This window comes from Streptomyces sp. NPDC005799 (genome assembly GCF_040630525.1).
GTDB lineage: Bacteria > Actinomycetota > Actinomycetes > Streptomycetales > Streptomycetaceae > Streptomyces > Streptomyces griseorubiginosus_B.
Map to the genome: position 1 here is coordinate 55,825 of NZ_JBEXXQ010000011.1, position 21,874 is coordinate 77,698.

The 21,874-nt window shown below is 72.2% G+C and carries 19 protein-coding genes; 10 read left to right on the forward strand and 9 right to left on the reverse strand.

Annotated features, from left to right (window positions below; genetic code table 11):
• Positions 1-63 precede the first annotated feature (63 nt).
• The 5 genes from ABZ453_RS13175 (at position 64) to ABZ453_RS13195 (ending at position 6,325) form a co-directional block, all read left to right on the forward strand.
• A complete protein-coding gene (locus ABZ453_RS13175; RefSeq protein WP_359014547.1) occupies positions 64-1,110 on the forward strand; it encodes a MerR family transcriptional regulator in 1,047 nt (348 codons plus the stop codon).
• Positions 1,111-1,194: 84 nt separating this feature from the next.
• Positions 1,195-2,640: an acyl-CoA synthetase gene (locus ABZ453_RS13180; protein WP_359014549.1), complete on the forward strand. Its 1,446-nt coding sequence runs from the start codon at positions 1,195-1,197 to the stop codon at positions 2,638-2,640.
• Positions 2,633-4,207, forward strand: a complete 1,575-nt coding sequence (locus ABZ453_RS13185) for a carboxyl transferase domain-containing protein (protein WP_359014551.1) — start codon at positions 2,633-2,635, stop codon at positions 4,205-4,207. Before ABZ453_RS13180 ends, ABZ453_RS13185 begins: the two co-directional genes overlap by 8 nt.
• Positions 4,208-4,618: 411 nt before the next feature.
• Complete coding sequence (locus ABZ453_RS13190) at positions 4,619-5,656, forward strand: rod shape-determining protein (RefSeq protein ID WP_359014553.1); 1,038 nt, start codon at positions 4,619-4,621, stop codon at positions 5,654-5,656.
• Between the two features lie 132 nt (positions 5,657-5,788).
• Positions 5,789-6,325, forward strand: coding sequence for a hypothetical protein (locus ABZ453_RS13195; RefSeq protein ID WP_359014555.1), 537 nt, complete (start codon positions 5,789-5,791; stop codon positions 6,323-6,325).
• A gap of 43 nt (positions 6,326-6,368) precedes the next feature.
• On the opposite strand, the gene ABZ453_RS13200 is transcribed toward ABZ453_RS13195, so the two are convergent.
• The 3 genes from ABZ453_RS13200 to ABZ453_RS13210 form a co-directional block, all read right to left on the reverse strand.
• Positions 6,369-7,286 (reverse strand): DUF4231 domain-containing protein, encoded by a 918-nt coding sequence (locus tag ABZ453_RS13200; RefSeq protein WP_359014557.1) that lies wholly within the window; start codon positions 7,284-7,286, stop codon positions 6,369-6,371.
• Positions 7,287-7,400: 114 nt separating this feature from the next.
• Positions 7,401-8,342: a sensor histidine kinase gene (locus tag ABZ453_RS13205; protein ID WP_359014559.1), complete on the reverse strand. Its 942-nt coding sequence runs from the start codon at positions 8,340-8,342 to the stop codon at positions 7,401-7,403.
• Positions 8,339-8,692: an STAS domain-containing protein gene (locus ABZ453_RS13210; protein ID WP_359014561.1), complete on the reverse strand. Its 354-nt coding sequence runs from the start codon at positions 8,690-8,692 to the stop codon at positions 8,339-8,341. The genes ABZ453_RS13205 and ABZ453_RS13210 overlap by 4 nt, the downstream gene beginning before the upstream one ends.
• 261 nt (positions 8,693-8,953) lie before the next feature.
• On the opposite strand from ABZ453_RS13210, the gene ABZ453_RS13215 reads away from it, so the two are divergent.
• Entirely contained in the window at positions 8,954-9,640 is a 687-nt protein-coding gene (locus ABZ453_RS13215; RefSeq protein ID WP_359014563.1) for an ANTAR domain-containing protein, read from the forward strand.
• 508 nt (positions 9,641-10,148) lie between these two features.
• The gene (locus ABZ453_RS13220) at positions 10,149-10,631 is read left to right on the forward strand and encodes a hypothetical protein (protein WP_359014565.1); all 483 of its coding nucleotides are present in this window, start codon (positions 10,149-10,151) and stop codon (positions 10,629-10,631) included.
• Between the two features lie 8 nt (positions 10,632-10,639).
• Here the strand turns inward: ABZ453_RS13220 and ABZ453_RS13225 are convergent, their stop codons facing one another.
• A complete protein-coding gene (locus ABZ453_RS13225) occupies positions 10,640-11,164 on the reverse strand; it encodes a hypothetical protein (RefSeq protein ID WP_359014567.1) in 525 nt (174 codons plus the stop codon).
• A 248-nt stretch (positions 11,165-11,412) separates the two neighbouring features.
• Between ABZ453_RS13225 and ABZ453_RS13230 the strand changes: the two genes are divergently transcribed.
• Together ABZ453_RS13230 and ABZ453_RS13235 are read left to right on the forward strand one after the other, a co-directional pair.
• On the forward strand, positions 11,413-11,571 hold the full coding sequence (locus ABZ453_RS13230) for a hypothetical protein (RefSeq protein ID WP_359014569.1): 159 nt from the start codon (positions 11,413-11,415) through the stop codon (positions 11,569-11,571).
• Positions 11,572-11,740: 169 nt separating this feature from the next.
• Complete coding sequence (locus ABZ453_RS13235) at positions 11,741-12,607, forward strand: LLM class flavin-dependent oxidoreductase (RefSeq protein WP_359014571.1); 867 nt, start codon at positions 11,741-11,743, stop codon at positions 12,605-12,607.
• Between the two features lie 76 nt (positions 12,608-12,683).
• Here the strand turns inward: ABZ453_RS13235 and ABZ453_RS13240 are convergent, their stop codons facing one another.
• Entirely contained in the window at positions 12,684-13,985 is a 1,302-nt protein-coding gene (locus ABZ453_RS13240; RefSeq protein ID WP_359014573.1) for an alpha/beta hydrolase-fold protein, read from the reverse strand.
• Between the two features lie 180 nt (positions 13,986-14,165).
• Positions 14,166-15,062 (reverse strand): polysaccharide deacetylase family protein, encoded by an 897-nt coding sequence (locus ABZ453_RS13245; protein ID WP_359014575.1) that lies wholly within the window; start codon positions 15,060-15,062, stop codon positions 14,166-14,168.
• A gap of 637 nt (positions 15,063-15,699) precedes the next feature.
• Between ABZ453_RS13245 and ABZ453_RS13250 the strand changes: the two genes are divergently transcribed.
• Entirely contained in the window at positions 15,700-17,193 is a 1,494-nt protein-coding gene (locus ABZ453_RS13250; protein ID WP_359014577.1) for an RICIN domain-containing protein, read from the forward strand.
• Between the two features lie 15 nt (positions 17,194-17,208).
• Here the strand turns inward: ABZ453_RS13250 and ABZ453_RS13255 are convergent, their stop codons facing one another.
• The 3 genes from ABZ453_RS13255 to ABZ453_RS13265 form a co-directional block, all read right to left on the reverse strand.
• The gene (locus tag ABZ453_RS13255; protein ID WP_359014579.1) at positions 17,209-18,000 is read right to left on the reverse strand and encodes a hypothetical protein; all 792 of its coding nucleotides are present in this window, start codon (positions 17,998-18,000) and stop codon (positions 17,209-17,211) included.
• 197 nt (positions 18,001-18,197) lie between these two features.
• Positions 18,198-19,517, reverse strand: a complete 1,320-nt coding sequence (locus ABZ453_RS13260; protein WP_359014581.1) for a S53 family peptidase — start codon at positions 19,515-19,517, stop codon at positions 18,198-18,200.
• Positions 19,514-21,823 carry a hypothetical protein gene (locus ABZ453_RS13265; protein WP_359014583.1) on the reverse strand — a complete coding sequence of 770 codons (2,310 nt, stop codon included), beginning with the start codon at positions 21,821-21,823 and terminating at the stop codon, positions 19,514-19,516. Before ABZ453_RS13265 ends, ABZ453_RS13260 begins: the two co-directional genes overlap by 4 nt.
• Positions 21,824-21,874 lie beyond the last annotated feature (51 nt).

Genomic DNA, 21,874 nt, shown 5'->3' on the forward strand with positions numbered 1-21,874 from the left:
AGCCCCAGCATCGGGCGAGGAACGAAAGGGCCGAGGAACGGATGGGGCGGGGAAGGAAGTGCCATGGACATGCTGACGATCGGCGCCTTCGCCAGGGCCTCCCGGCTGTCCCCGAAGGCGCTGCGCCTGTACGACGAGCTGGACCTGCTGCGTCCGGCCCGCGTCGACCCGGACACCGGTTACCGCTACTACGCGGCCGACCAGCTGGAACAGGCCCGGCTGGTGGCCTGGCTGCGACGGCTGGGGATGCCGCTGGCCGGTATCCGCGAGGTGTGCGCGCTGCGGCCGGCGGAGGCGGCCCGGGAGATCCGCGCGTACTGGTCGCGGGTGGAGGCGGAGACGGCGGTACGGCGGGACCTCGCCGCGTTCCTCGTCGAGGAGCTCCTGCGGGAGCCGGGAAAGGACACCGACATGCTTGAACTGCGCTACTTCGCCCACTCCCACCCCGGCCGGGTGCGCCCCGCCAACCAGGACACGGTGTACGCGGGGGCGCGGCTGCTCGCGGTGGCCGACGGTTACGGGCCGGCCGGGGCACCCGCGAGCAGCGCGGCCGTGGAGGCCCTGCGCTTCCTGGACACGGACGAGCTGCCGGCGGGGGACGTCCTGAACGTGCTGGAGGGGGCGGTACGGGGCGCGACCGAGGCGGTCCGTGACGTGTCCGACGGCGCCGTCGAGAACGGCACGACCCTGACCGCCCTCCTCTGGACGGGCTCGCGGCTCGCCCTGGTCCACATCGGCGACTGCCGCGCCTATCTGCTGCGCGAGGGCGGACTGTTCCGGATCACGCACGACCACACGATGGTCCAGTCGCTGATCGACGAGGGCCGTCTCACCCCGGAGGAGGCGACGGCCCATCCGCAGCGCGCCCTGCTCCTCAAGGCCCTCACCACCGGCACCCCGGACCTGGGGCTGCACGAGGCGAGGCCGGGCGACCGCTACCTGCTGTGCTCCGACGGCCTCCCCACGGTCGTCCCCGACGCCCGCGTGCGCACCCTCCTCGCAGGCGCGCGGACGCCCGCCGAGGCGGTCCACGGCCTGGTCACGGAGGCCAACGCGGCGGGCGGCCCGGACAACGTCAGCTGTGTGGTGGCGGACGTGGTGCCGGCCTAGGCGCCCGCACCCGGTCCGTCACTCGTGGGTAGGGTCCCGTTCTGACGGGACTCAACGCTCGCGTGTACACGGACAGGAGATCGCGTGTCCTCTCTCTTCCCGGCCCTGGAGAGCCCGCACGGGCGGGTCGCCCTGCGGTTCGGCGACCGGTCGATGACCTATGCCGAGCTGGCGGGCGCGACCGGTGCCCTGGCGGCACGGCTGCCCGCCGGCAGCAGGGTCGCGGTGTGGGCCACGCCCGCGCTGGAGACCGCCGTCGCCGTGGTCGCCGCGCTGCGCGCAGGGGTGGCCGCGGTGCCGCTCAACCCGAAGTCGGGCGAGAAGGAGCTCGGGCACATCCTGTCCGACAGCGCACCGGTCCTGGTCCTGGCCGCGCCCGGCGACGAACTCCCCCCGCCGGTACGGGACTTGCCGCGGCTGGATGTCGAGGTCACCGGCGCCGGGAGCAGGCTCCCCTCCCCCGCCGTCGCCGACGAGGACCCCGCCCTCGTCGTCTACACCTCCGGCACCACCGGCCCGCCCAAGGGTGCCGTCATCCCCCGTCGGGCGATCGCGCACACCCTGGACGCGCTCGCCGAGGCCTGGCAGTGGACCGGCGACGACGTCCTCGTGCACGGGCTGCCGCTGTTCCATGTGCACGGCCTGGTGCTGGGCATCCTCGGCCCGCTGCGGCGCGGTGGCTCGGTCCGGCACCTGGGCCGATTCACCACCGAGGGTGTGGCGCACGAGCTCGACAACGGCGCCACCATGCTGTTCGGCGTACCGACGATGTACCACCGCATCGCCCAGGCCCTGCCGGAGCAACCGGAGCTGAGCCGGGCGCTGGGCCGGGCCCGGCTGCTCGTCTCCGGTTCCGCGGCCCTCCCCGTGCACGACCACGAGCGCATCACGGCAGCGACCGGACAGCGGGTCGTGGAGCGCTACGGCATGACGGAGACGCTGATGAACACCAGCGTCCGGGCGGACGGCGAGCCGCGCCCCGGCACCGTCGGCCTGCCGCTGCCGGGCGTGGACCTGCGGCTCGTGGAGGAGGACGGGACGCCGATCACGGCGTACGACGGCGAGACCGTGGGCGAGATCCAGGTGCACGGCCCGAACCTCTTCACCGGCTACCTCAACCGGCCCGACGCCACCGCCGGGGCCTTCACCGCCGACGGCTGGTTCCGCACCGGCGACATGGCGGTGCGTGACCCCGACGGCTACGTCCGGATCGTCGGCCGCAAGGCCACCGACCTGATCAAGAGCGGGGGTTACAAGATCGGGGCCGGGGAGATCGAGAACGCGCTGCTGGAGCATCCGGGGGTCCGGGAGGCGGCGGTGACCGGGGAGCCGGACGCGGACCTGGGTGAGCGGATCGTGGCCTGGGTGGTACCGGAGGACCCCCAGTCACCCCCGTCCGACAGCGCGTTGGCGGACCATGTCGCGCGCCGCCTCGCCCCCCACAAGCGCCCCCGGGTCGTGCACTTCCTCTCCTCCCTTCCCCGCAACGACATGGGCAAGATCATGAAGCGGGCCCTGACCCGTGACTGACACCGAACGCCTCTCGGCCCGAGAGTTCCTCGCACTGCTCACGGACCCCGCCACCTTCACCGAACTCCCTTCGCCCATCCGGGAGTCCGCCCCCGACGGCCCCCTCACCTGGCAGGGTTACGACGCCTCACGCGCCCGCGCCGCCGAACGCACCGGCGAGTCGGAGTCCGTGGTCTGCGGCACCGCGAGCGTCCTGGGCACCCGGGCCGTGCTGATCGCCTTCGAGTTCGGCTTCCTCGGCGGCTCGCTCGGCGAACGCACCGGCGACCGGCTGGAGGCGGCGTACGGCCACGCCCGCGAACAGGGTCTGCCGGTGGTCCCCCTGGTCGCCACGGGCGGCAGCCGCATGCAGGAGGGCATGCTCGCCCTGACCCAACTCCAGCGCGTGGCCCGCCAGTCCGCGCTCACGCGAGAGGCCGGACTGCCCCAGATCGCCGTCCTGCGCGACCCGACGACGGGCGGCGGCTGGGCCACCCTGGGTGCCGGCGCGGACATCGTCCTCGCGCTCCCCCAGGCCCAGGTCGGCTTCGCCGGCTCCCGGGTCCGTCCGCCCGACGCGGATCCGACGGCGTACACGGCGGAGGCCCAGGTGGCGAACGGCGCGGCGGACGCGGTCGTACCGCTGGCGGAACTACGGCAGACGCTGGGGCTTTGGCTGCGACTGCTGACGGACGGAACGAGATGCCGGGCGACGCCGGACGGCGGGGAACTGTCCGTACAGCCCCAGGCGGACACGGCTGCCGCCACCCCCGGACCGTCGGCGACGAGACCGGCCGCGACGGAGCCCCCGGCCACCGCCACCACGGACACCGCATCAGCGGCCGGCACCGAACCCGCCGGTGCCACACCCACGATCCGGCCCGGCACCGAGCCCGAACCCGCGGCGCCCGGACCCGTGTCCGCCCCCGTGCCCCACGCCCTCGGTGCCACCGGCCTTCCGCGCACCGGCTGGGAGGCCGTACAACGGGCTCGTTCGCCTCAACGCCCGCGCGCCGAAACCTACTTGGACGCCTACTTCACCCATCGCCTCGCTCTCAGCGGTGACCGGTGCGGTGGCACCGATCCGGGGATGCTCTGCGGGTTCGGTGAGCGGGACGGTCGTACCGTCGCCTTCGCCGCGCAGGCCGGCACCGCGACCCGGCCCGCCGGCTACCGCACCGCCGCCCGGCTGATCCGTCTCGCGGACCGGCTCGGGATCCCCGTCCTGACCCTGGTGGACACCCCTGGTGCCGCGAATGACGCGGAGGCCGAGCGGCTGGGCGCCGGGGCGGCGATCGCGGAACTGTTCGGCGCGGTGGCCGCCGCCCGCACCCCGATCACGACCCTGGTCATCGGCGAGGGCGGCTCCGGCGGCGCGCTGGCCCTGGCGGCACCCGGCAACACGTACGCCACCCCGGACGCCTACTTCTCCGTCATCGCACCGGAGCTCGCGGCCGCGATCCTGAAACGCCCACCGCAACAGGCCGAACCGACCGCCGACCAACTCCGCATCCGCCCCCAGGACTTGATGGACCTGGGCGTCATCCGCGGCATCTCGGGGCCGCCACCCCATGGGCGTCAGGTGTGAACGGCGACTCCCGGCCTCGCTCTACCCCTCTCCCTGGAGCCGCAGGCCGAGGACTCCGCGGTCGTGTCCGACGACCAGGTCCGCGCCGGCCGCGAACAAGGGGCTCCGCCCGGCCCGGATCGCCCACCCCTCCGACATGCCTGAAGTGCCCCCGGCGAAGTTCTCCGGCCGCCCGCGCAGTCCGTCCAAAAGTACTGGTGGGACCAGAGAAGCAGCATTCTTTATTCTCACTACATATATAGCGATATGCCGCAAAACCCCCATTCAGCCGCACCCCACCCGGCCCCCTCCAAGCAGCGCCGCCACTCCCACCCCCGCACGATTCCAGTGAGGCCCTCCGCTCGGCGGGCCGAGGAAAGAGGTCCGCCCACCCGGCGGTCCCCACGGTCTGTGCTCTCGGGAGGACCCGCCATGACCGCCAGTCTGGAGCAGCTGCGCCGCTGCCATTTCGCCGTCGACCTGGGGGCGGCCCGGACCCGCGTCTATGTGAAGGGCGCCGGACTCGTCGTCGACCAGTCCTCCGCCGCCGCCGTGAACACCAGGACCGGCGCCCTGATCGCCGTCGGCGAGTTCGCGGAGAGGATGACGGGCCGTACCCCGCACTACATCCGCGTCGTCCGCCCCGTCTCCGGCGGAACCGTCGTCGACATCGAGATGGCGCAGCGCATGCTCCGGCACCTGCTCGGCGACAAGGTCCGCCGCACCTTGCGCCGCAAGCCCTTCCTGCGCGCGGCGGCGTGCACCCCGCACGACGCTGATCCGCTCGCCCAGCGGGCCGCCATCGAGACGCTCGTGGGGCTGGGCGCCCGGCGCGTGGAACTGGTGGACACCCTCATCGCCGCCGCCGTGGGGTGCGGGCTGCCCGTGGAGCGCCCGGAAGCCACCATGATCATGGTGTGCGGGGCCGCGGCCACCCAGGTGGCCGTGCTGTCACTCGGGTCCATCGTGACCGCCGAGCGCATCCCCGTTGGCGGTGAGGCCGTGGACCACGCCATCGTCCAACATCTGCGCCACGAGCACGAGTTGATCCTGCCCAGCCAGTCGGTACGGCCCCTGCAGCTCGCCCTCTCCGGCAACGGCCTCACCCTCCAGGGGCCCGCCTCCACCGAGATCCACGGACGGGACGTCGCCACCGGCCTCGCCCGTTCCGTGCGGGTCGACACCGCCGCCGTACGGGACGCCATCGAGACGCCCCTGACCGCCGTGCTCGACGGCATCGGACGCGTCCTGCGCGACTGCCCGCCCGATCTGGTCGCCGACCTGGCCGACCGCGGAATCATGATGGTCGGCGGTTCCGCCCTGCTCCCCGGCTTCGACCAGATGCTCCGCGCGGCCACCGGCATGCCGGTGCACATCGCCGAACGGCCGGACGTGTGCGCCGTACAGGGCCTGGGGTACATGCTGGAGGGCAAGATCGAGCCGCTGGTTCTCGACCCGCTGGCCACCTGAGCCTCGAGGACCCGGGTCCACCATGGGCCACCCGGCCCCGGCGGTCACCGGATGTGAGCCGGTGCGCCCCGTGCGCGCCATGTCGCCCTGGGTTAGGGTGTATTCACCGATGGTGACGGGAGGGGACGCTCCGTGACAATCCATACCACCCAGTTCCTCGACGCGGCGGCCACGGCCCCCCGCCTCAGCGTCACCCGCATCGGCGTGACCGGACACCGCTCGATCCCGCCGTCCGTCCTGCCCTATGTCCGGTCCGCCCTGCGGCGCGAATTCAGTGCCGAGGGCGTCGAGTTGGAGGCCATCAGCAGTCTGGCGGCCGGCGCCGACCAGCTGTTCGCGGACATCGCGCTGGCCCACGGCGTCCCGGTGACGGCCGTGATACCGGGCATGGACTACGAGGCCCATCTGGGCGACGCCGAGACCCGCAGCACCTACCGCAGACTCCTGGGCTCCTGCGCGACCCGCGTCGACCTCCCCCTCCAACCGACGCACGAGGAGGCGTACTTCGCGGCGGGCCGCTGGATCGTGGACCACTCCGACCGCCTGATCGCCGTCTGGGACGGCCGCCCGGCCCGCGGCCCGGGCGGCACGGGCGACATCGTGGCGTACGCGCGGCGCACCGGGGTGCCGGTGACGGTGCTGTGGCTGGACGGCGTGCACCGGGACTGACGCGCACCCGCCGTCCCCTGCCACCAACTGCCCTCAACTGCCCTCAACTGCCGAACCGCACCAGCCACTCCGTGTGCGCCGGTGACATCAGACGCTCCGCCTCCCCCACCGCGTCGGCCCAACCCGCCTCCGTCACCGTGGTGGACATCGCGATCCGGGCCGTCTCCAGGTCCTGTTCGATGAGGGAGTGGGCGTGGGTCAGTGGTCCGTGCCGCCGCACCTCCTGCCAGGCGACACCCGCCGCCGCGGCCGCGCTCAGCAGTCCCGCGAGATCCGCGCCCCCGATCACCCCGAAGGCCCGCAGCATGGCCGCCGTCAGCGCCAGCAGGGTCAGGACCGCGGTGACGGCCGACCAGCGGGCGGCGGCGCGGTGCGCTCGCGAGGCCCGGTTCTTGTACCAGACGGTCTGCTCCAGGAGCCGGTCGCGCAGATAGATGTCCCGGCGCGCGGCGAACGACTTGGCCCGTACGGCCCGCATCTGGGGAGTGATCTGCCCCTCGCCCCGCTCCCACGGCCCGCCCCGGGAGTCCTCCCAGCCGCAACTGCGCAGCTCCCGCAGCCGCTCCTCCAGCCGCGCCGCGAACACGGCGTCCGGGTCGGCGACCCGGGAGTGGAACGGGCCGCCGTGCACCATGTACTGCCAGGCCAGCGACTTCAGCACTTCGGCCGCCGCCCGGTGTGCCTGCCAGCGGGCCCGGGAGCGGCGGCGCGAGGTGCGCAGCCCGAGGGCGATCGTCGCCGCGTACAGCGCGGCGGCGCACACCGTCCACACATGCCCGGAGGCCCGCTCGGTCAGCGCGGCGGCCGTGGTCGCCAGCAGAAGCACGATGAGATGAGTGCGGACGGCCCGGAAGGACTCGCTCTGATGACGCAGCGCCCACTGATCACTCACCCGGAACAGCGGTGGCAGATCCTGAGCGCTCAGTGTCGTGCTCGGTCCGGGAGATGTCGCAGCTCCCATGAAGCCCCCTGAGTCCACTGCGCGCCCCCGAGTCTCCGCGCGCCCCCGGCTTCCAGCGTAAAAAGTGAATGCGTACGGAAGCCAGTCCCGCGCGGTGGAGGTTCGCGGCAGCCGTCAGCGCCCGAACCAGCAGCGCACCGTCGTCCCCTCGTCGTCGCTGTGCAGGCGGACCAGGTCGGCGACCAGGTTGACCAACAGCAGGCCGCGGCCGCCGCGTTGGTCGCGCGAGGCAGGGCGGCGGCCGGCCAGGGGATCGGTGATGCGGCCCGCGTCCCGTACCTCGCACACCACCGAGTCACCCTCCGCCCACACCCGCAGCGAGCCCGAACCGCCGCCGTGCACCACGCTGTTGGTGGCCAGTTCGGCGGTGACCAGGGCCAGGTCCTCGAGCCGGGCGGACGTCAGGCCCAGCCGGGCGGCCTCGGCCACGGCCACGTGGCGCACGTCGCTGAGGGAGGCGGCCCGGAAGGCGAACACCGGGGCGTCCGGGACCGGCGGCAGGGGTTCGTTGTAGCGGGCGACGATCTCGCCGGGGGCGTACGCGCTGCTGTCCTCCGCCGCGCCGGAACCGCCGCGCACGAGGGTGGGGTGGGTGGCGTAGGCGTCGGCGATGACCTCGGGGGCCAGCCGTCGGGTGTCGTACGGGCACAGGATGGTCGCCGTACGCCCTTGGAAGGCGACGTTGATCAGCGCCTCGTGCTGGACGCAGGCGGGGTACTCGGTGGCGCTGCGGCCGGCCCAGATCGGCTCGCCGATGATGTGGACGCGGGTACCCGAGGACTGGGCGTCGGTGAAGGCCCGCAGTACGCCGGGGATGATCCGGCCGGGGTTGCGGCCGGCCTCCCGCATGTCGAGGAACCGTACGGAGTCGGCGTCGGCCCCCAGGCCGTCGCGGATCAGCCGGAGGTTGTCCGTCGGCACGGCGACGGCGACCGGTTCACCGGCCTTGAGGGCCGCCCGCACGAAGGGGACGGTGCCCTCCAGGTACTCCCGCTCGTCGGCGTAGAAGAGCGCGGGGTGCACGAAGGGGCCGTCGGGCTCGGTCATGACGGTCATGGCGTGCTCACCTCGATCGCCGGCAGCCCGGGCCAGAACATGTCCAGCAGGCGGCGCAGGGTCGGTGGCGGTTGCTGCAGCACGATTCTTCTGCCCTCCTCGAGGGTCTGGGCGGCGGCCGCCAGCGCGCCCGCTCCCGCCACGTCGACGAAGGTCACGGCCGACAGCTCCAGCCGGTACACCCGCCCACCCTCGCGCACGGCCCGCTCCAGGGCCCGTTCCCAGTCGACGCGCGTCACCAGGCCCACCTCGCCCGCCACGCGCAGCCCATGACTCCCCGGCAGCGAGGACACCGTCAGTAGCGGCGGTGACCCCTCGGCCGGACGGGGAGCCTGGTTCCGGACACCCACGCGGTCTCCTCTCCCACCACGGGTTTCCGTACCCTACCCTCCATCTTCTGGACGATTGGCGGGTACCCGCGACACGAGCCGGTCATTCCCCCTCCCACTCCTCCGCTCGTTCCCCGTCGCGGGGTATACACAGGCGCGCTTCGGGCAGGCGTCTGTCAGCACCGCCGGGTCCCCGCGGAGTTCCGGTACGGCCTCGCGGCCACACCCGGTGGCGATCAGTGACTCAACGTCGAGACGACTGTCGGGAGCAGCGAGGCGGACATGACCTCTGCGGCACACACACCTCTCGGAGGGTGGTTGAACACCCTGGTCATCGACGGCCGTGTGGTGGAGGGGCACGCCGTGCTCACTCCGCGCGGCGAGCTCGTCAGGGGCTGTGCGGACACCCTGGCCAGGAAGCTGGAGGAACTCCCGGACGGGGTCAGCGGGGTCGATCTGGACATGACGGACGTCGTCTTCATGGACACGGCGGGGCTGCAGTTCCTCGACCTGCTCGACGCCTACGGTCGGCGGCACCGCGTCCCGGTGCGGGCCACACGCTGGAACGGGCAGCCGCGCCGGATCCTGGAGCTGGTCGGGCTGGACACCGAGGACCCACTGCGGCACGCGTCCGACCGGACGGCGGGGCCGCGCACCACCTCCGCGGTCGCCCGGGAGCGCGCGGAGCAGCTGGACGAACTGCGGGTGGAGATCGAGCAGTTGCGGCGGGCGATCGTCTCCCGCCCGGTCATCGACCAGGCGCGCGGCGTGCTGATGGCCACGCACGGCTGCACCTCGGAACAGGCCTGGGACATCCTGCGGGATGCCTCCCAGCACTCCAACACCAGGCTGCGCGCGGTCGCCGCCGCGGTCGTGGCCGTGGCGGAGTCCAAGGGCCCGCCGCCCCCGGAGGAGGTGCGCCGAGCCCTTCGTACGGCGATCTCCCGCCGTCTGCACGGCGGTTCATGACGGCCGTCAGTACGGCAGGATCCGGCCCGAGGGTGTCCTGCGGTCGATGGTCGTGTCGCGGGGCGTGCTGGGGCGGCGGTTGACGCGGACGCGGATCTGGCGGTTCATGACGCCTCCTCGGGCCTGGGAAGTCCCTCCGGCTGACGTGAACCAGCCTGGTCCCCGCGCCTTCCCGGCACATCGTGCCCACGAAGTCACCTGTCCTAACTCCCCGGCAGGAGACGGGGCATGACCCGCTACGCCCCGGGGAGGAGGGCGACCCCGAGACACCCCGGCCCTCACCGTCACCGCGCAGTCCGCCCTGGCCCTGCGAAACCCCATCCCGCACGGCAACGAAACGCAAGGGAACGGGCGAAATCAAGCAGACCAAACGAAACCGAACGGAACGGAACGCAGGACGACCACCCCCACACGACCTCCGCGCAACGGCCACCTCGAAAGGCCCCCACCGCGCCATCCCCGACCCCGCCCCCGAAGGCGCACACTGGAGGCCCGCCCGGAGGGCGCCATGTGCACACCCCGTCTGTCCCTGCGGCTCCCGCGCCTCCTGCGGCTCCCCCGCCGTCCCATCCCACCCCGGCCGCCTCGCCCGGCCCAGCTCCGGGCCCTGGTCGCCGTTCTGGACGAGGCGGTGGCCGCGCAGTCGCCGGCCGACGCGGCGGTGGCCGCCTGCGGCGAACCGGGTCCCGTCTCCTGCCTCACGGCTCGCGCCTGCGGCCGCCAGAGCATCGCCCTGCACCGTCTGCGCACCCGCCTGCAGGATCTCCGCCTGACCGACCCGGACCTCGCCCTGGCCCAGGACCGGGCCGCATGTCTGCTGGCCTACGACCTGTGGATGCTGCGCGAGTCCCTGAACCTGGCCTTCACGGTCCACCCCGACCCCCGTACCGAGGCCGCGCGGCTGCGTCTGAACGGCCTCGGCCGTCACGCCGACGACCTGCGTCGCCTGCGTGACGGCCTGCGCGACGGTCTGCGCGCCGAGGTCAGCTGAGACCGAGGTCAGCTGAGGCCGAGCGAGGACAACGCGGTGGTCCAGTCGCTCGCGATGGCCGCACGCGCGTCGTCGAGATCCACCGTGCCGTTGCACACGGCCTTCTTCAGCTTGTTCTCCACGGAGTCCTTGCTTGCGGCCGTCTCGTCGCCGTAGCGGGGCTCGGGCCAGAGGTTCTGCTCACTCTTGGGCGCGCCGCCGAGTTCGAGCGGCACGAGGTGGTCCTCCTCGTAGTCGGACGTACTGGTGTCGTCGTAGCCGTACTCGGCTATCTGCTTGACCTTGAGCGCGTTGGTGTACGAGGTCGACGGCCGTACGGTGGCGGTCCAGCCGGACACGCAGATCGTGGAGTCGATGGTGGCCTGGGTGACGTCGGGGTTGTAGGCGCCGGGCTGGCAGGTCGGGTCCGGCAGCGGCAGATAGTCCTGCGAGCAACTGGCGGCGTGGGCGGCCGAGCCGGTGCTGAGGATCAGTCCGGCGACGCCGAGACTGAGGGACGTGGTCGTGGCGGTGAGGCGGCGCGTGGCACGCATGGGGGTCTCCCACGATCGGCCCGGGTTGTCCGGGCAGTCGTGGGCATGACAGCACCGCGAGGTTCTATGCGGGTAGAACCGTTGGCCAAAGAATCAACTACCTCGCCCAAGCCTTACCGCGCCATGGCCTGCGATTGCCCAAAGCCTGGGAACCCCTTGGGCGTTGGGCAACCCACTGGCAACCAGGCCGCCAGGAGCTCGCACGGCCGGCCCGGCCGGACCGACCGGCCTACGGTGAGGTGGTCAGCGTGCTCGGCGCGCCCGCGGGCGGCGTGCTGGAGGTCGACGTGGCCGGCACCGGCGGCGAGGCCTCACCGGAGTCGGCCTGGGCGACGACGACTCCGATCACCGCCGCGGTCACGGCCGTCAGCGTGATCAACCACCACATCCCGATCGGTTTCGCGTGAGCGGCCATGGCACCCTCCTTCGACGCGAGCGTAGGCGTGTCGGCGAGCTCTGGCCCGCCTTTTCCCAACACTCGACAACCGCACCACCCCACCGCAGCCCCGGCCCCCGCCCCCTCCCGGCCGGACACGCCGTTGATCGACATGTCATCAGCGCCTAGGTTCCAACGTCATGACGAACGTACGCATCGGCGTGATGTACGACCGCGACTGGGCCCCGGAGGACCTGCCCGGCTTCGCCCGGCGGGCCGAGGAACTCGGTGTGGACGACCTGTGGGTGGTGGAGGACCTCGGCTGGAACGGCGGGGTGTCGGCGGCGGCCGTGGCGCTGGCGGCGACGGAACGCGTCCGGGTGGGCATCGGCATCACCCCCGCGCCCCTGCGCAGCCCGGCTCTGCTGGCCATGGAACTGGCCACCCTGGCCCGGGTGTTCCCCGGCCGGCTGGTGGCGGGTATCGGTCACGGCGTCCCGGAGTGGATGGCCCAGGCGGGCGTCGCCCCTCGCTCCCCGCTGGCCCTGCTGGAGGAGACGATCACGTCGGTACGGACCCTGCTGCGCGGCGAGCGCCTGAATCTGGCGGGCCGGGAAGTCCACTTGAACGAGATCCAACTCGTCCATCCGCCGGCCGAGGTCCCGCCGGTCGTCGCCGGCGTCGTACGCCCCCGCTCCCTCGAACTCTCCGGCCGGGTCGCGGACGGCACGGTGATCACCGAGGGCCACGGTCCCGCCGACCTGACGAACGCCCGCGCGCTCGTCTCGAAGGGCGGCGCGCCATCCGGCCACACCCTCACGGTCCTCGCCTTCGCGGCCGTCGGTGACGACCCCGACGAGGTGGCCCGCGCCCTGCGTCCCCACGTCGAGGGCCACGCCGCCTGGCTCGGCCGCCCGCAGGAGGAGGTCTTCACGGTCTCGGGCCCGGCTCCCCAGGCCGTGTCCCGCATCCACGACCTGGCGACGGCCGGCGCGAACACGGTCGTCCTGCGCATCGCGGGCGCGGAGCCCCTACGGCAACTCAAAGCCGTACTGACCCACCGCTGACAGGGCCCACCGCCCCGCGGCAAGAAAAAAGGGGGGCCGGAGCTCTCGCTCCGGCCCCCCTTTGTCGTCGGATCCGCTACTTGCGCGTCGCCGCCGTGGGCCTGGGTTCCGTGCCCTCCGCGCGGAGCGGGCTGCGGTCGGGGCGGGGCTTGGGGGTGCCGCCCTGGGCCGTGGTCGTCTTCTTCTTGGGCTGGGGGGTGACGTCCTGCGGGAAGGTCAGCTGGTCGTTCATCCAGGTCAGGGTGGCGGGCATCTCCCGTACCCAGGTGGGGAAGTTGTGGCTGCCGCTGTTCGGGAGGATCGAGGCCACCCGCATGGGCGCCTTGACGGCCTTGATGAAGTCCTGGGTCTGCGCGTAGCCCTTCTCACCATGCTTGCTGGTGGCGACCAGGACCGAGACCTGGGGCGCCGGCAGATGCTTCAGCCGCCACATCAGGTCGTGGCCGTCGACCCGGGCCTGGCGGCCCAGGCCGCTGCCGAAGAGGTTGCCGGTGGTGGGGTCGTCCTTGACCCGGTAGTCGGGCGACAGGGCCGCGGCCGTGGTGTAGACGTGCGGATCGCGCATCACGAGCTGGAGGGCGCAGCTGGCACCCGAGGAGTAGCCCATGACGCCCCAGGCGCTGGCGTAGTGACCGGCCCGGTAGACGGACTTGATGGCCTCGGGGAGGTCCTTCGCCAGGAACGTCTCGGTCTGCGGTCCGCCGGGGACGTTCACGCACTCGGTGTCGCGGGGCGGGGCGATGGTGGGCCGGATCATCACCACGATCGTCGGCTGCATCTGGCCCTTGCTCTGCAGGTCCGCGGCGGTCTGCGGGACCCGCAGGTGCTGCGCGAGGTTGAAGATGGAGCCCGGGTAGCCGCTGAGCGCGACGATCACCGGGAAGCGCTGGCGGTGGTACGCCTTCTGGAAGTACTGCGGCGGCAGATAGACGAAGGCCGGGTCGACCACGCCGGTGCGCTTGCCGATGATCTTGACCGACTCCACCCGCCCGACGGACGCGGCCGGGCCGTTGGGCAGTCCGCTGACCCGGCTGAGCTGGTCGTTCCCGGCGGGCTGCACGAGCGAGCCGTGGACACTGCTTATGCCGTTCACCGCACCGTCACCGTTCTGGTCGGCCGCCTGCGTCACACCGACGGGAGCGGTGTCGACGTGGCCGAACAGCTCGCCCCAGGAGCCGAAGAACTGGTACGACGAGTTCACCGCGCACGCGAACGCCGCGACGATGGTCACCTGCGTCACCCCGATGGCGCCCAGCCGGCCCAGCACATGCCACAGTCCCGGCTTCGCGAACCGTGGCCACAGCCAGACCAGCAGCGCCACACAGAGGGCGGACAGCGCCACCATCGCGTATACGGTCGTTTGACTGGTCAAACCCATGTCACTCAGTCCCTGACTTCCTGCCCGTGCACAGTTCCTACGCACAGAAGGAGGGCAGAAGAGCCTTCCGCGTTCCGTAACGAGAGTTTTAGGCGTAAGACATGGCCTGTTCCGCTATGTCATACAGGGAATCCCGCCCCCACGAGTGACGAAGGTCATGGGAACGGCACGCACCGCTGCTCAGTGCCACGCCTCCGACAGGCGTACGAAGGTGTGGCCCGATGCCAGCAGCCGGGGGACGGCGGATGCGATGCCGCGGGCCGTGCCGCCCTCCGGGTGGTTCATGTGGCAGATGACCACGGAGCCGGCCGGGGCCGCGCCGACGGTCGTGCTGACCTGTTCGGGGCTGAAGGTGGCGCCCGCGTCGCCGTTGACGGAGAAGCCGGCGAACCGTTCGCCCAGCGCGGTGACGATGCCGGCCGCGATGTCGTCGCAGTACGCGGTGCCGGAGCGGAAGAAACGCGGTGGGCCGCCCAGCAGTCGGGTGAGCTTCGCCCGGTTGCCGGCGACCTCGTCGTAGACCTCGGCGGCACTGCGGGTGCCGGGGATGCCGTAGGCGGAGCGGCCGGTCACGGAGAGGGGGAGGTGGCGGGTGCCGTGGTTGGCGATCTCGAAGAGCGGCTCGGCGGCGAGGCGGCGGAAGACGGCCGGGTTGGCGTCTATCCAGCGGGAGTTGAGGAACAGCGTCGCCGGTATCTCGCGCCTGCGCAGAAAGTCGATCAGGGCACGGTCGTAGCCGCTGCCACCCCGGCCGCCGCAGGCGTCGAAGGTCAGCGCGAGCGCCTTCTGGCCGGCGGGGAGCCGACGCAGTACGCCCGGTGCGTCGAAGCCCCAGGTGCGGGGCACGGCGTGACCGTAACGCGCGACGATCTCGGCCCGGGTGACGGCGGGAAGGCGAGCCGGTCTGACCGTCACCGTGGGCGAGGGGGCGGCGGAGGAGACCGCGGTGGAGGGAACAGGAGAGGAGGGGGAGGGGGTGGCCGCCACTGCCGGTCCGGTGGGCTTCTGCGGCGCCCCGCAGGCGGTCAACGCTCCCCCGGCCAAGGCCGCCAGCACCAGCCGCCGAGTCGTACTCATCCACTCCCCCACCTGCCGGAACGTCCGTCGGCCATGCTAAGCAGCGCGCTCCCCGCCCCCGCCCGCACACCGGACAAGCCTTCCCCAACAAACCTTTGTTGATCATTTGCCCGACCTGACCGAACCATCCCGGCGACCGGCCGATGTGGTCGTGGTCGTGTCCAGTACCTCGTCGGTTCGGTCGTGGTGTCACCGCCTGGCCGCCGGCCGGGGCCATGGGGACCGTGAGCGTGGTCGACGAGGTGACCGAGCGGGTGCTCGTGACGACGGGGGTCTGGTAGACGTACGTGCCGGGGTGCCGTCGGCGTACACCGTGGCCGTCCCGTCGCCGCCGAGAGGGACATCGTGATGGTGGTGCCGCCGTCGGGGGCGGTCGCGGTGACCGAGGCGTCCGCGGCCTCCATGGCGGTGCACCTCTCCGCTGAGCGGAGCCGAACACAAACGAACAGCACTCTGGGCGGGTAGGTCAACAGTTCCGCACGAGAAAAAGGCCAATACGGCATACCCGCCCACCCATTCCTTCATGAACAAACAAAGTCGATCGCACGCTTCTTGACGTCCCGGCGGACTGGCGGCTCTCATGGCCCACTGAACGACCGACGGCATGACGTCGGGACCTCGAAGGAGAGGCGGAACCATGCCCGATCGAGCACCCCATCACAGACCCCCGCGCGAGCGGTGGCGGACGGCCTGCGCCGCGTTCCTCACCCTGCTCGCGGGCCTCGCGGCAGTGCTGCTGCCCGCCACGCCCGCCAGTGCCGCCACCGTCTCCTTCACCCTGGGCGCAACCAGGACCGACCAGAACGGCAACACCCTCCAGCTGCACGGGCTGGGCATCGTCAAGGTCGGCGGTACCTGGTACGGCTTCGGCGAGGACAAGACCGGCGAGACCTCGTCGGACACGTCCTTCCAGGACATCCCCTGCTACACCTCCACCGACCTGGCCACCTGGACGTACCAGGGGGTGGCCCTGGCCAAGCAGGCGAGCGGCGACCTGGGCCCGAGCCGGATCGTGGAGCGGCCGAAGGTCATCTACAACGCCTCGACCAGCACGTACGTGATGGACATGCACATCGACAGCACCAACTACGGCGACGCGCGGGTCGGCGTGGCCACCAGCAGCACCCCCTGCGGTCCCTACAGCTACCGGGGCAGCTTCCGTCCGATGGGCAACCTCAGCCGGGACATGAACCTCTTCCAGGACACCGACGGCACCGCCTACCTGCTGAGCGAGGACCGCAACAACGGCCTGCACATCTACAAGCTCTCCGCCGACTACCTCTCGGTGGACGGCGCCGTGGCCCTGCTGGGCGGCAGCGGCTCGGCGAGCTACGAGGCGCCCGCGATGGTGAAGAGCAACGGCGTCTACTACCTGCTCGCCTCCCACCTGACCGGCTGGAGCGCCAACGACAACGTCTACACCACCGCCACCTCGCTGAGCGGACCGTGGGCGCCGATGCGGAACTTCGCGGCACCGGGCACCCACACGTACAACAGCCAGACGGCCAACATCATCACCGTGCAGGGGAGTTCCGGCACCACCTACCTCTACGCAGGTGACCGGTGGACCACCGGTGATCTCGGCAACTCCCCGCTGATCTGGCTGCCGTTGACGATCCGGGGCACCGTGGTCAACCTCGGCCAGTACCCGGCCTGGTCCCTCGACACCGCCGCCGGCACCTGGACGCCCGACTCCGGTGTGCCGACCAACGCGGTGCACACGCTCAGCAACTCCGGCAGCTCGATGCTGATGGACGTCTCGGGCGGGTCGACGGCGAACGGTGCCAAGGTCATCCAGTGGCAGTCCAACGGCGGCGACAACCAGAGGTGGACGCTGAACCGGGTGGCGGACAACGTCTACACACTGGTCAGCGTCAAGAGCGGCCTGTGTCTGGACGTACCGAACAAGTCCACCGCGGAGAACGTCCAGTTGCAGCAGTGGACCTGTAACGGCGGCGCCAACCAGCAGTTCGCCGCCGATCTGGTCGGCAGCCTCACCGGCACCAAGTTCATGCTGGTCGACGTGGGCAGCGGGCTGAACATCGGGGTGGACTCCTCCTCCACCACCGCGGGTGCCGGCGTCGTCCAGCTGACCGGCACCGGTGCCACCGCTCAGCAGTGGACGCTGTGAGCGGCCGCCGGTACGTCACCTGACGTCGACGAAATCCCCCGCCGTCTTCGCCGGTCCGGTCGTGGCCGTGCCGGCGAAGACGAAGCGGAAGTAGCCGTCCCTCGTGGCCCTGGTGGTGGTTTTCAGCGAGCCGCCGCTGCCGCTGGTGACGGTCTTGAGGGTGGTGTAGGTGTCGCTGCCCTTCTTGCGGAACTGCAGCAGCACCGGCCGCCCCTGGTAGCCGGTGTACTTCCCGCTCTCCCAGTCGGCGCGGGTCAGCCTGCCGGTGACGGTGATGGTCCTGCCCTTCTTCACCGGCTCGGGCGAGGCGTTGACCGTCAGCGTGGCGTACCGCTTGAACTGCGCCGTGCCGGCGACGTCGGCGTCCGTCCAGTCGTCGGTGGTGTCCTGTGCCTCGGCGAGCACCTTCCAGGTGCCGGCGAGGCCGTTGTGGTGGAAGTCCCGCTTCGCGTCCACCCCGAAGCTCACGGTGCAGTCGGAGGTGGTGGGGTCGGTGGCCGAGACCGTGCAGGTGCCCGGCGGCGGATACAGGGGCAGGTGGCCGTCGGCGTCGTCGGTGTTGGGACCGTGCCACAGGTAGGCCCAGGTCTTCGCGACGCCGTCCGGGTCCGTGGCTCTCCAGGTGATGGTGACGGTCCTCTTGGTGGTCAGGCCGAGCACGATGTCCTTGCCGCCGTTGACGACGACGTCCGAGAACGTGGTGTCACTGGGGGCGGCCCGGTCCGCCGCGTGGGCGGCTGCGGGAACCACCGACGCGGACAGGGCGGTGGCGAGGGACACGGCGGCGAGGGCCGGGCGGATGCGCATGGCTTTCCCCTTCGGGATCGGAGGGCTCGCCCGTCTCCCCATGGCGAGACCTGATGATGCGTCACGCGTGTTGGACACTCGCGGGCCCGTGGTGGTTGTCCCGTGGTTGCCGGCAGTTCTTCGAAAGAGAAGGCGGTGTTCGCGTCCGCCGGCCGGGGTCGGCAGGTCGGACGCGGACACCGCCGCGGACGGGTCGGTCAGAAGGCCGCGAGTCCGTTCGGGGTTCCGTTGCCGGTGGGGGCGTCGTAGCCCGGTACCGCCGTGCAGAGGTAGTCGCCCTCGCAGTTGCCGTTCGAGCCGTCGGTGACGTCGTTGAGGCTCGCCGCCGGGGCGGAGTAGAGGCGGGAGGCGTCCGCGTAGGCGCCGGGGTGGCCCGCGAGCGCGATCACCCCGGCCACGTACGGTGCGGAGGCGCTGGTGCCGCCGACGATCGTCCAGCCGCCGCTGCCGCGCGGCACGGAGGTGACGTAGACCGCGAGTCCGGTGTCGGGGTCGGCGACGGCGGAGACGTCCGCGATCGTGCGGCCGGGGCAGTCGGTGTCCTGCTGCCAGGCCGGTTTGTCCACCCAGGCCGAGCAGCCGCTGCCCGACCCGGACCAGGCGGTCTCCTGCCAACCCCGGTCGTTGTCGGCGCGGTTGAGCGAGGTGCCGCCCACCGCGACCACGCCGGAGTACGCCGCCGGGAAGCTCGGGACGGTGTAGCCGGAGTCGCCGGAGGAGGCGACCACCGCCACGCCGGGGTGGCGGTAGTCCTTCGCGAAGCCGGTCGTGCCGTGGCTCTCGGTGCCGCCGTAGCTGTTGGACACCTCGGTGGCGCCCAGGGCGACGGAGGTGTCCACCGCTGCGGCCAGGTCCCCGATGGTGGGTTGGTCGGCCTCGACCAACAGGATGCGGCACCGGGGGCAGGCGGCGGAGGCCATCTCCAGGTCGAGCGCCGTCTCGGTGGCCCAGCCGCTGACCGCGCCGGACGCCGGCAGGGGTCCGGTGTCACCGCGCTGGTTGACCTTGCGGAAGCAGCCGTTGTCCGTGGTGCACGGGGGCAGTCCATAGGTCGCGCGGTAGACGGCGAGATCGGCCTCCGCGGTCGGGTCGTCGTAGGCGTCGACCAGGGCGATGGTCTGGTCCTCGCCGCCGGTCGCGGGCAGCCGGTAGGCGGCGCGCAGGTCGGCCGGGCCGTAGCCGTCGGGCAGTCGGGTGTCCGCGGTGGTCGCGCCGGCGCGGAGCCTGGCGGCCGCGGCCGGTCCGCGGACGCCCAGGCCGCCGTGGACGTCGGTGCGGACCAGGGCGAGGCACCGGGCCTGTCCGGCGGGGGCGGTGGCGCAGGCATGCTCGACGTTCGGCCGCGCGGTCGCGGTGCCGGCCGCGTGGGCGGTGCCGGCGGCGGGGAGCGCGAGGGCGACGAGCAGGGCGGTCACGGTGGGGCGGGCGGCCCGTATCAGGCGGGTGACGCGTCTGGGGTGGGCTGTCATCCGGGGCACGTTCTCCTGGTTCTCCCGGTCGGGGGCGGTGGTCGTCATGAGGTGGTGGCCGCGACGGAGTAGGCGTGCGTGATGGTCTCGGTGAGACCGTTGCCGTCGGCGTCGGCGGCGGTGACGCGGAGCGCCGGGCTGGTGCCGCGCGCGGAGGCGGGGTTGGTCCAGCGGGCCCGGTAGTGGCCCTTCGACCCGTGCAGTGCGGTCTTCTGCCAGGTCGTGCCGCCGTCGAAGGAGACCTCGACGGCGGCGGAGGTGATCGCCGCCCGCGAACCGGCCCCGCCGAAGGTCACGTGCGAGATGTCCAGGCCCATGCTCTGCGTGGTCCGGTGACTGGTGTTCAGGTCGTCCGCGGCCAGGTCGAGGCGCGCGGTGAGCAGCGGCAGCACCCGGCAGGGCGTGGACGCCGACTGCCCTTCGCAGGTGAACGGGGCCGGCAGCAGGGAGTGGGGGTCGTTCGCCGAGGGCAGCCCGAAGGTCAGCTCGGTGCGGGCGGTGGTGGACTGGCTCAGGGTGCCGTCACCGCTGAAGTCCTGGCCGGCCACCAGGCGGTAGCGGGCGTCGGGCGCGGTCTGGCCGTCGACGTAGACCGCCGTGTTGCCGGGCCTGTCGTCCAGCAGGGTGCCGTCCCGGTAGAGCTGGGCGGCGAAGGCGGCCGGCTGCTCGTCGTAGACGCTGGGGCCGCCGTCGTGGTCGGCCTCGCTGTCGGTCGTGGAGAGGTAGGCCAGCAGGTTGCCGTCCGCGAGACAGGCGGAGCAGTCCGAGCCGCCGAACGGGCCGCGGGTGTACTGGCCCAGTCCCAGGCCGATCGGCCCGCGGGCCCAGTCCTGCGTGTAGGTGCGGCCGGCGGTGAAGGGACGGTCGCCCGAGGTGAAGGCGAGGCTCGTGCCGGGGAAGGACTGCTGGACCCAGACGCCGCCGTTGTTGCCGCTCAGGTAGTCGGTCACCCGGGCCGGCATGGTCTGCGGCACGGCCGCCGAGAAGGCGGCCGGGAGTCCGGGGCCGAGTTCGCCGCTGGTGATGATGCCGTCCGGGGAGGCCGCGGGGTCGCGGACGTAGCGTTGCCGTACGGCGGCGAGCTGCTTGCCGGTGACGGTGATCCGCTGGTCGGCCGCCACCGCGTCGGAGAGCCGCCCGGCGAGGTCGTAGCGGTAGGGGGCGCCGGTGGCGGGGCCGTGGCCGGACCACTGGGTGAAGTAGGCGACCTTACCGGTCGTGGCGGCCGGCTGGGGATTGACGTAGACGGGGGTGGTGTCGGTGGAGACCGCCGAGGCGGTGGGAGCCCAGTCGATCGAGCCGTTGGCGACGTCGGTACGGCCCCAGGTGGCGGCGGCGTAGTCGGCCGTGGCCGGGCGCGGTGTGGCGGCAGTGACCTGCGCCGTGGCCGTACGGGCGTCCAGGTCCGTGGTGGTCGCGCCGGTCACGTCGAGGTCGGTCAGCGTGACCAGGGACTGCGCGGTGACGTTGCCGGAGGCGTCGAAGTCCACCACCGGCGCGGCCAGGCTGTAGTGACCGGAGGGCACGGCGACCTTCTCGATGCCGTCGTCCACCGGGACTACCACGCTCATCCTGGTGGCGTCGTCGGTGTTGGTCACCAGGACCTGCCCGTTGAACCCGGCGCCGGACCGGTCCTCCGCGGTGATCTGGAGGATGTTCAGCTTGTACTTGGCCGAGGCGCCGCCGCCGGCCGTCGCGTCCTCGGTGCTCGCGCCGGTGCGGCCCAGGGAGGTGACTCCCGTGAACAGGGGGGTGCTGCCCGGCTTGTGACCGGCCTTCACGTCGGCGGCGATCCGCCGCTTCAGCAGCCGCGCCAGCTTCCTGCCGGAGGCGGCCGTGGTGTACCCGCGGGCCGATGTGCCACTCGTGGACGTCAGCGTCAGTCCGGTGGGGGTGCGCGGCTTCGCGCCCCGGGCGTAGGACACGGTCACCGGGACGCGGCCGGCCGCCGTCGTCCCCTTGGCCAGCGCGGTCACGTCGAACAGCGAGAGGTCCAACTGCCTGCCGACGTACGGCTGCGCCACGGCCGGGATCACATAGCGGTCCCCGGAACCGTCCTGGAAGGAGAGGAACGAACCGTTGCCTGCGGTGTGCGAGGCCGGGCGCACGGCGAGGACGCTCCGCTGCCCGGACCTCGTGGTGACCGTGACCTGGTCGCCCGTCACCAGCGTGACGGTACGGGTGTCGGAAACCTCCAGGACCGCCTTGCCCGGCGGGGTTTCCTGGGCGGCGAGGGCCGGGGTACCGAGGGTGGCCGTGGCGGTCACCAGGACGCCCAGGGCCAGGGCTCTGGGCGCGGAGAGGCCGCTGGAGGACAGGGTTGATCGGGGGCGGGGCCCCGTCGGTGTGGTCATGGACGCTCAGGCTGGACCAGCCATGTGATGGCGACCGGTCGGGAATATGAC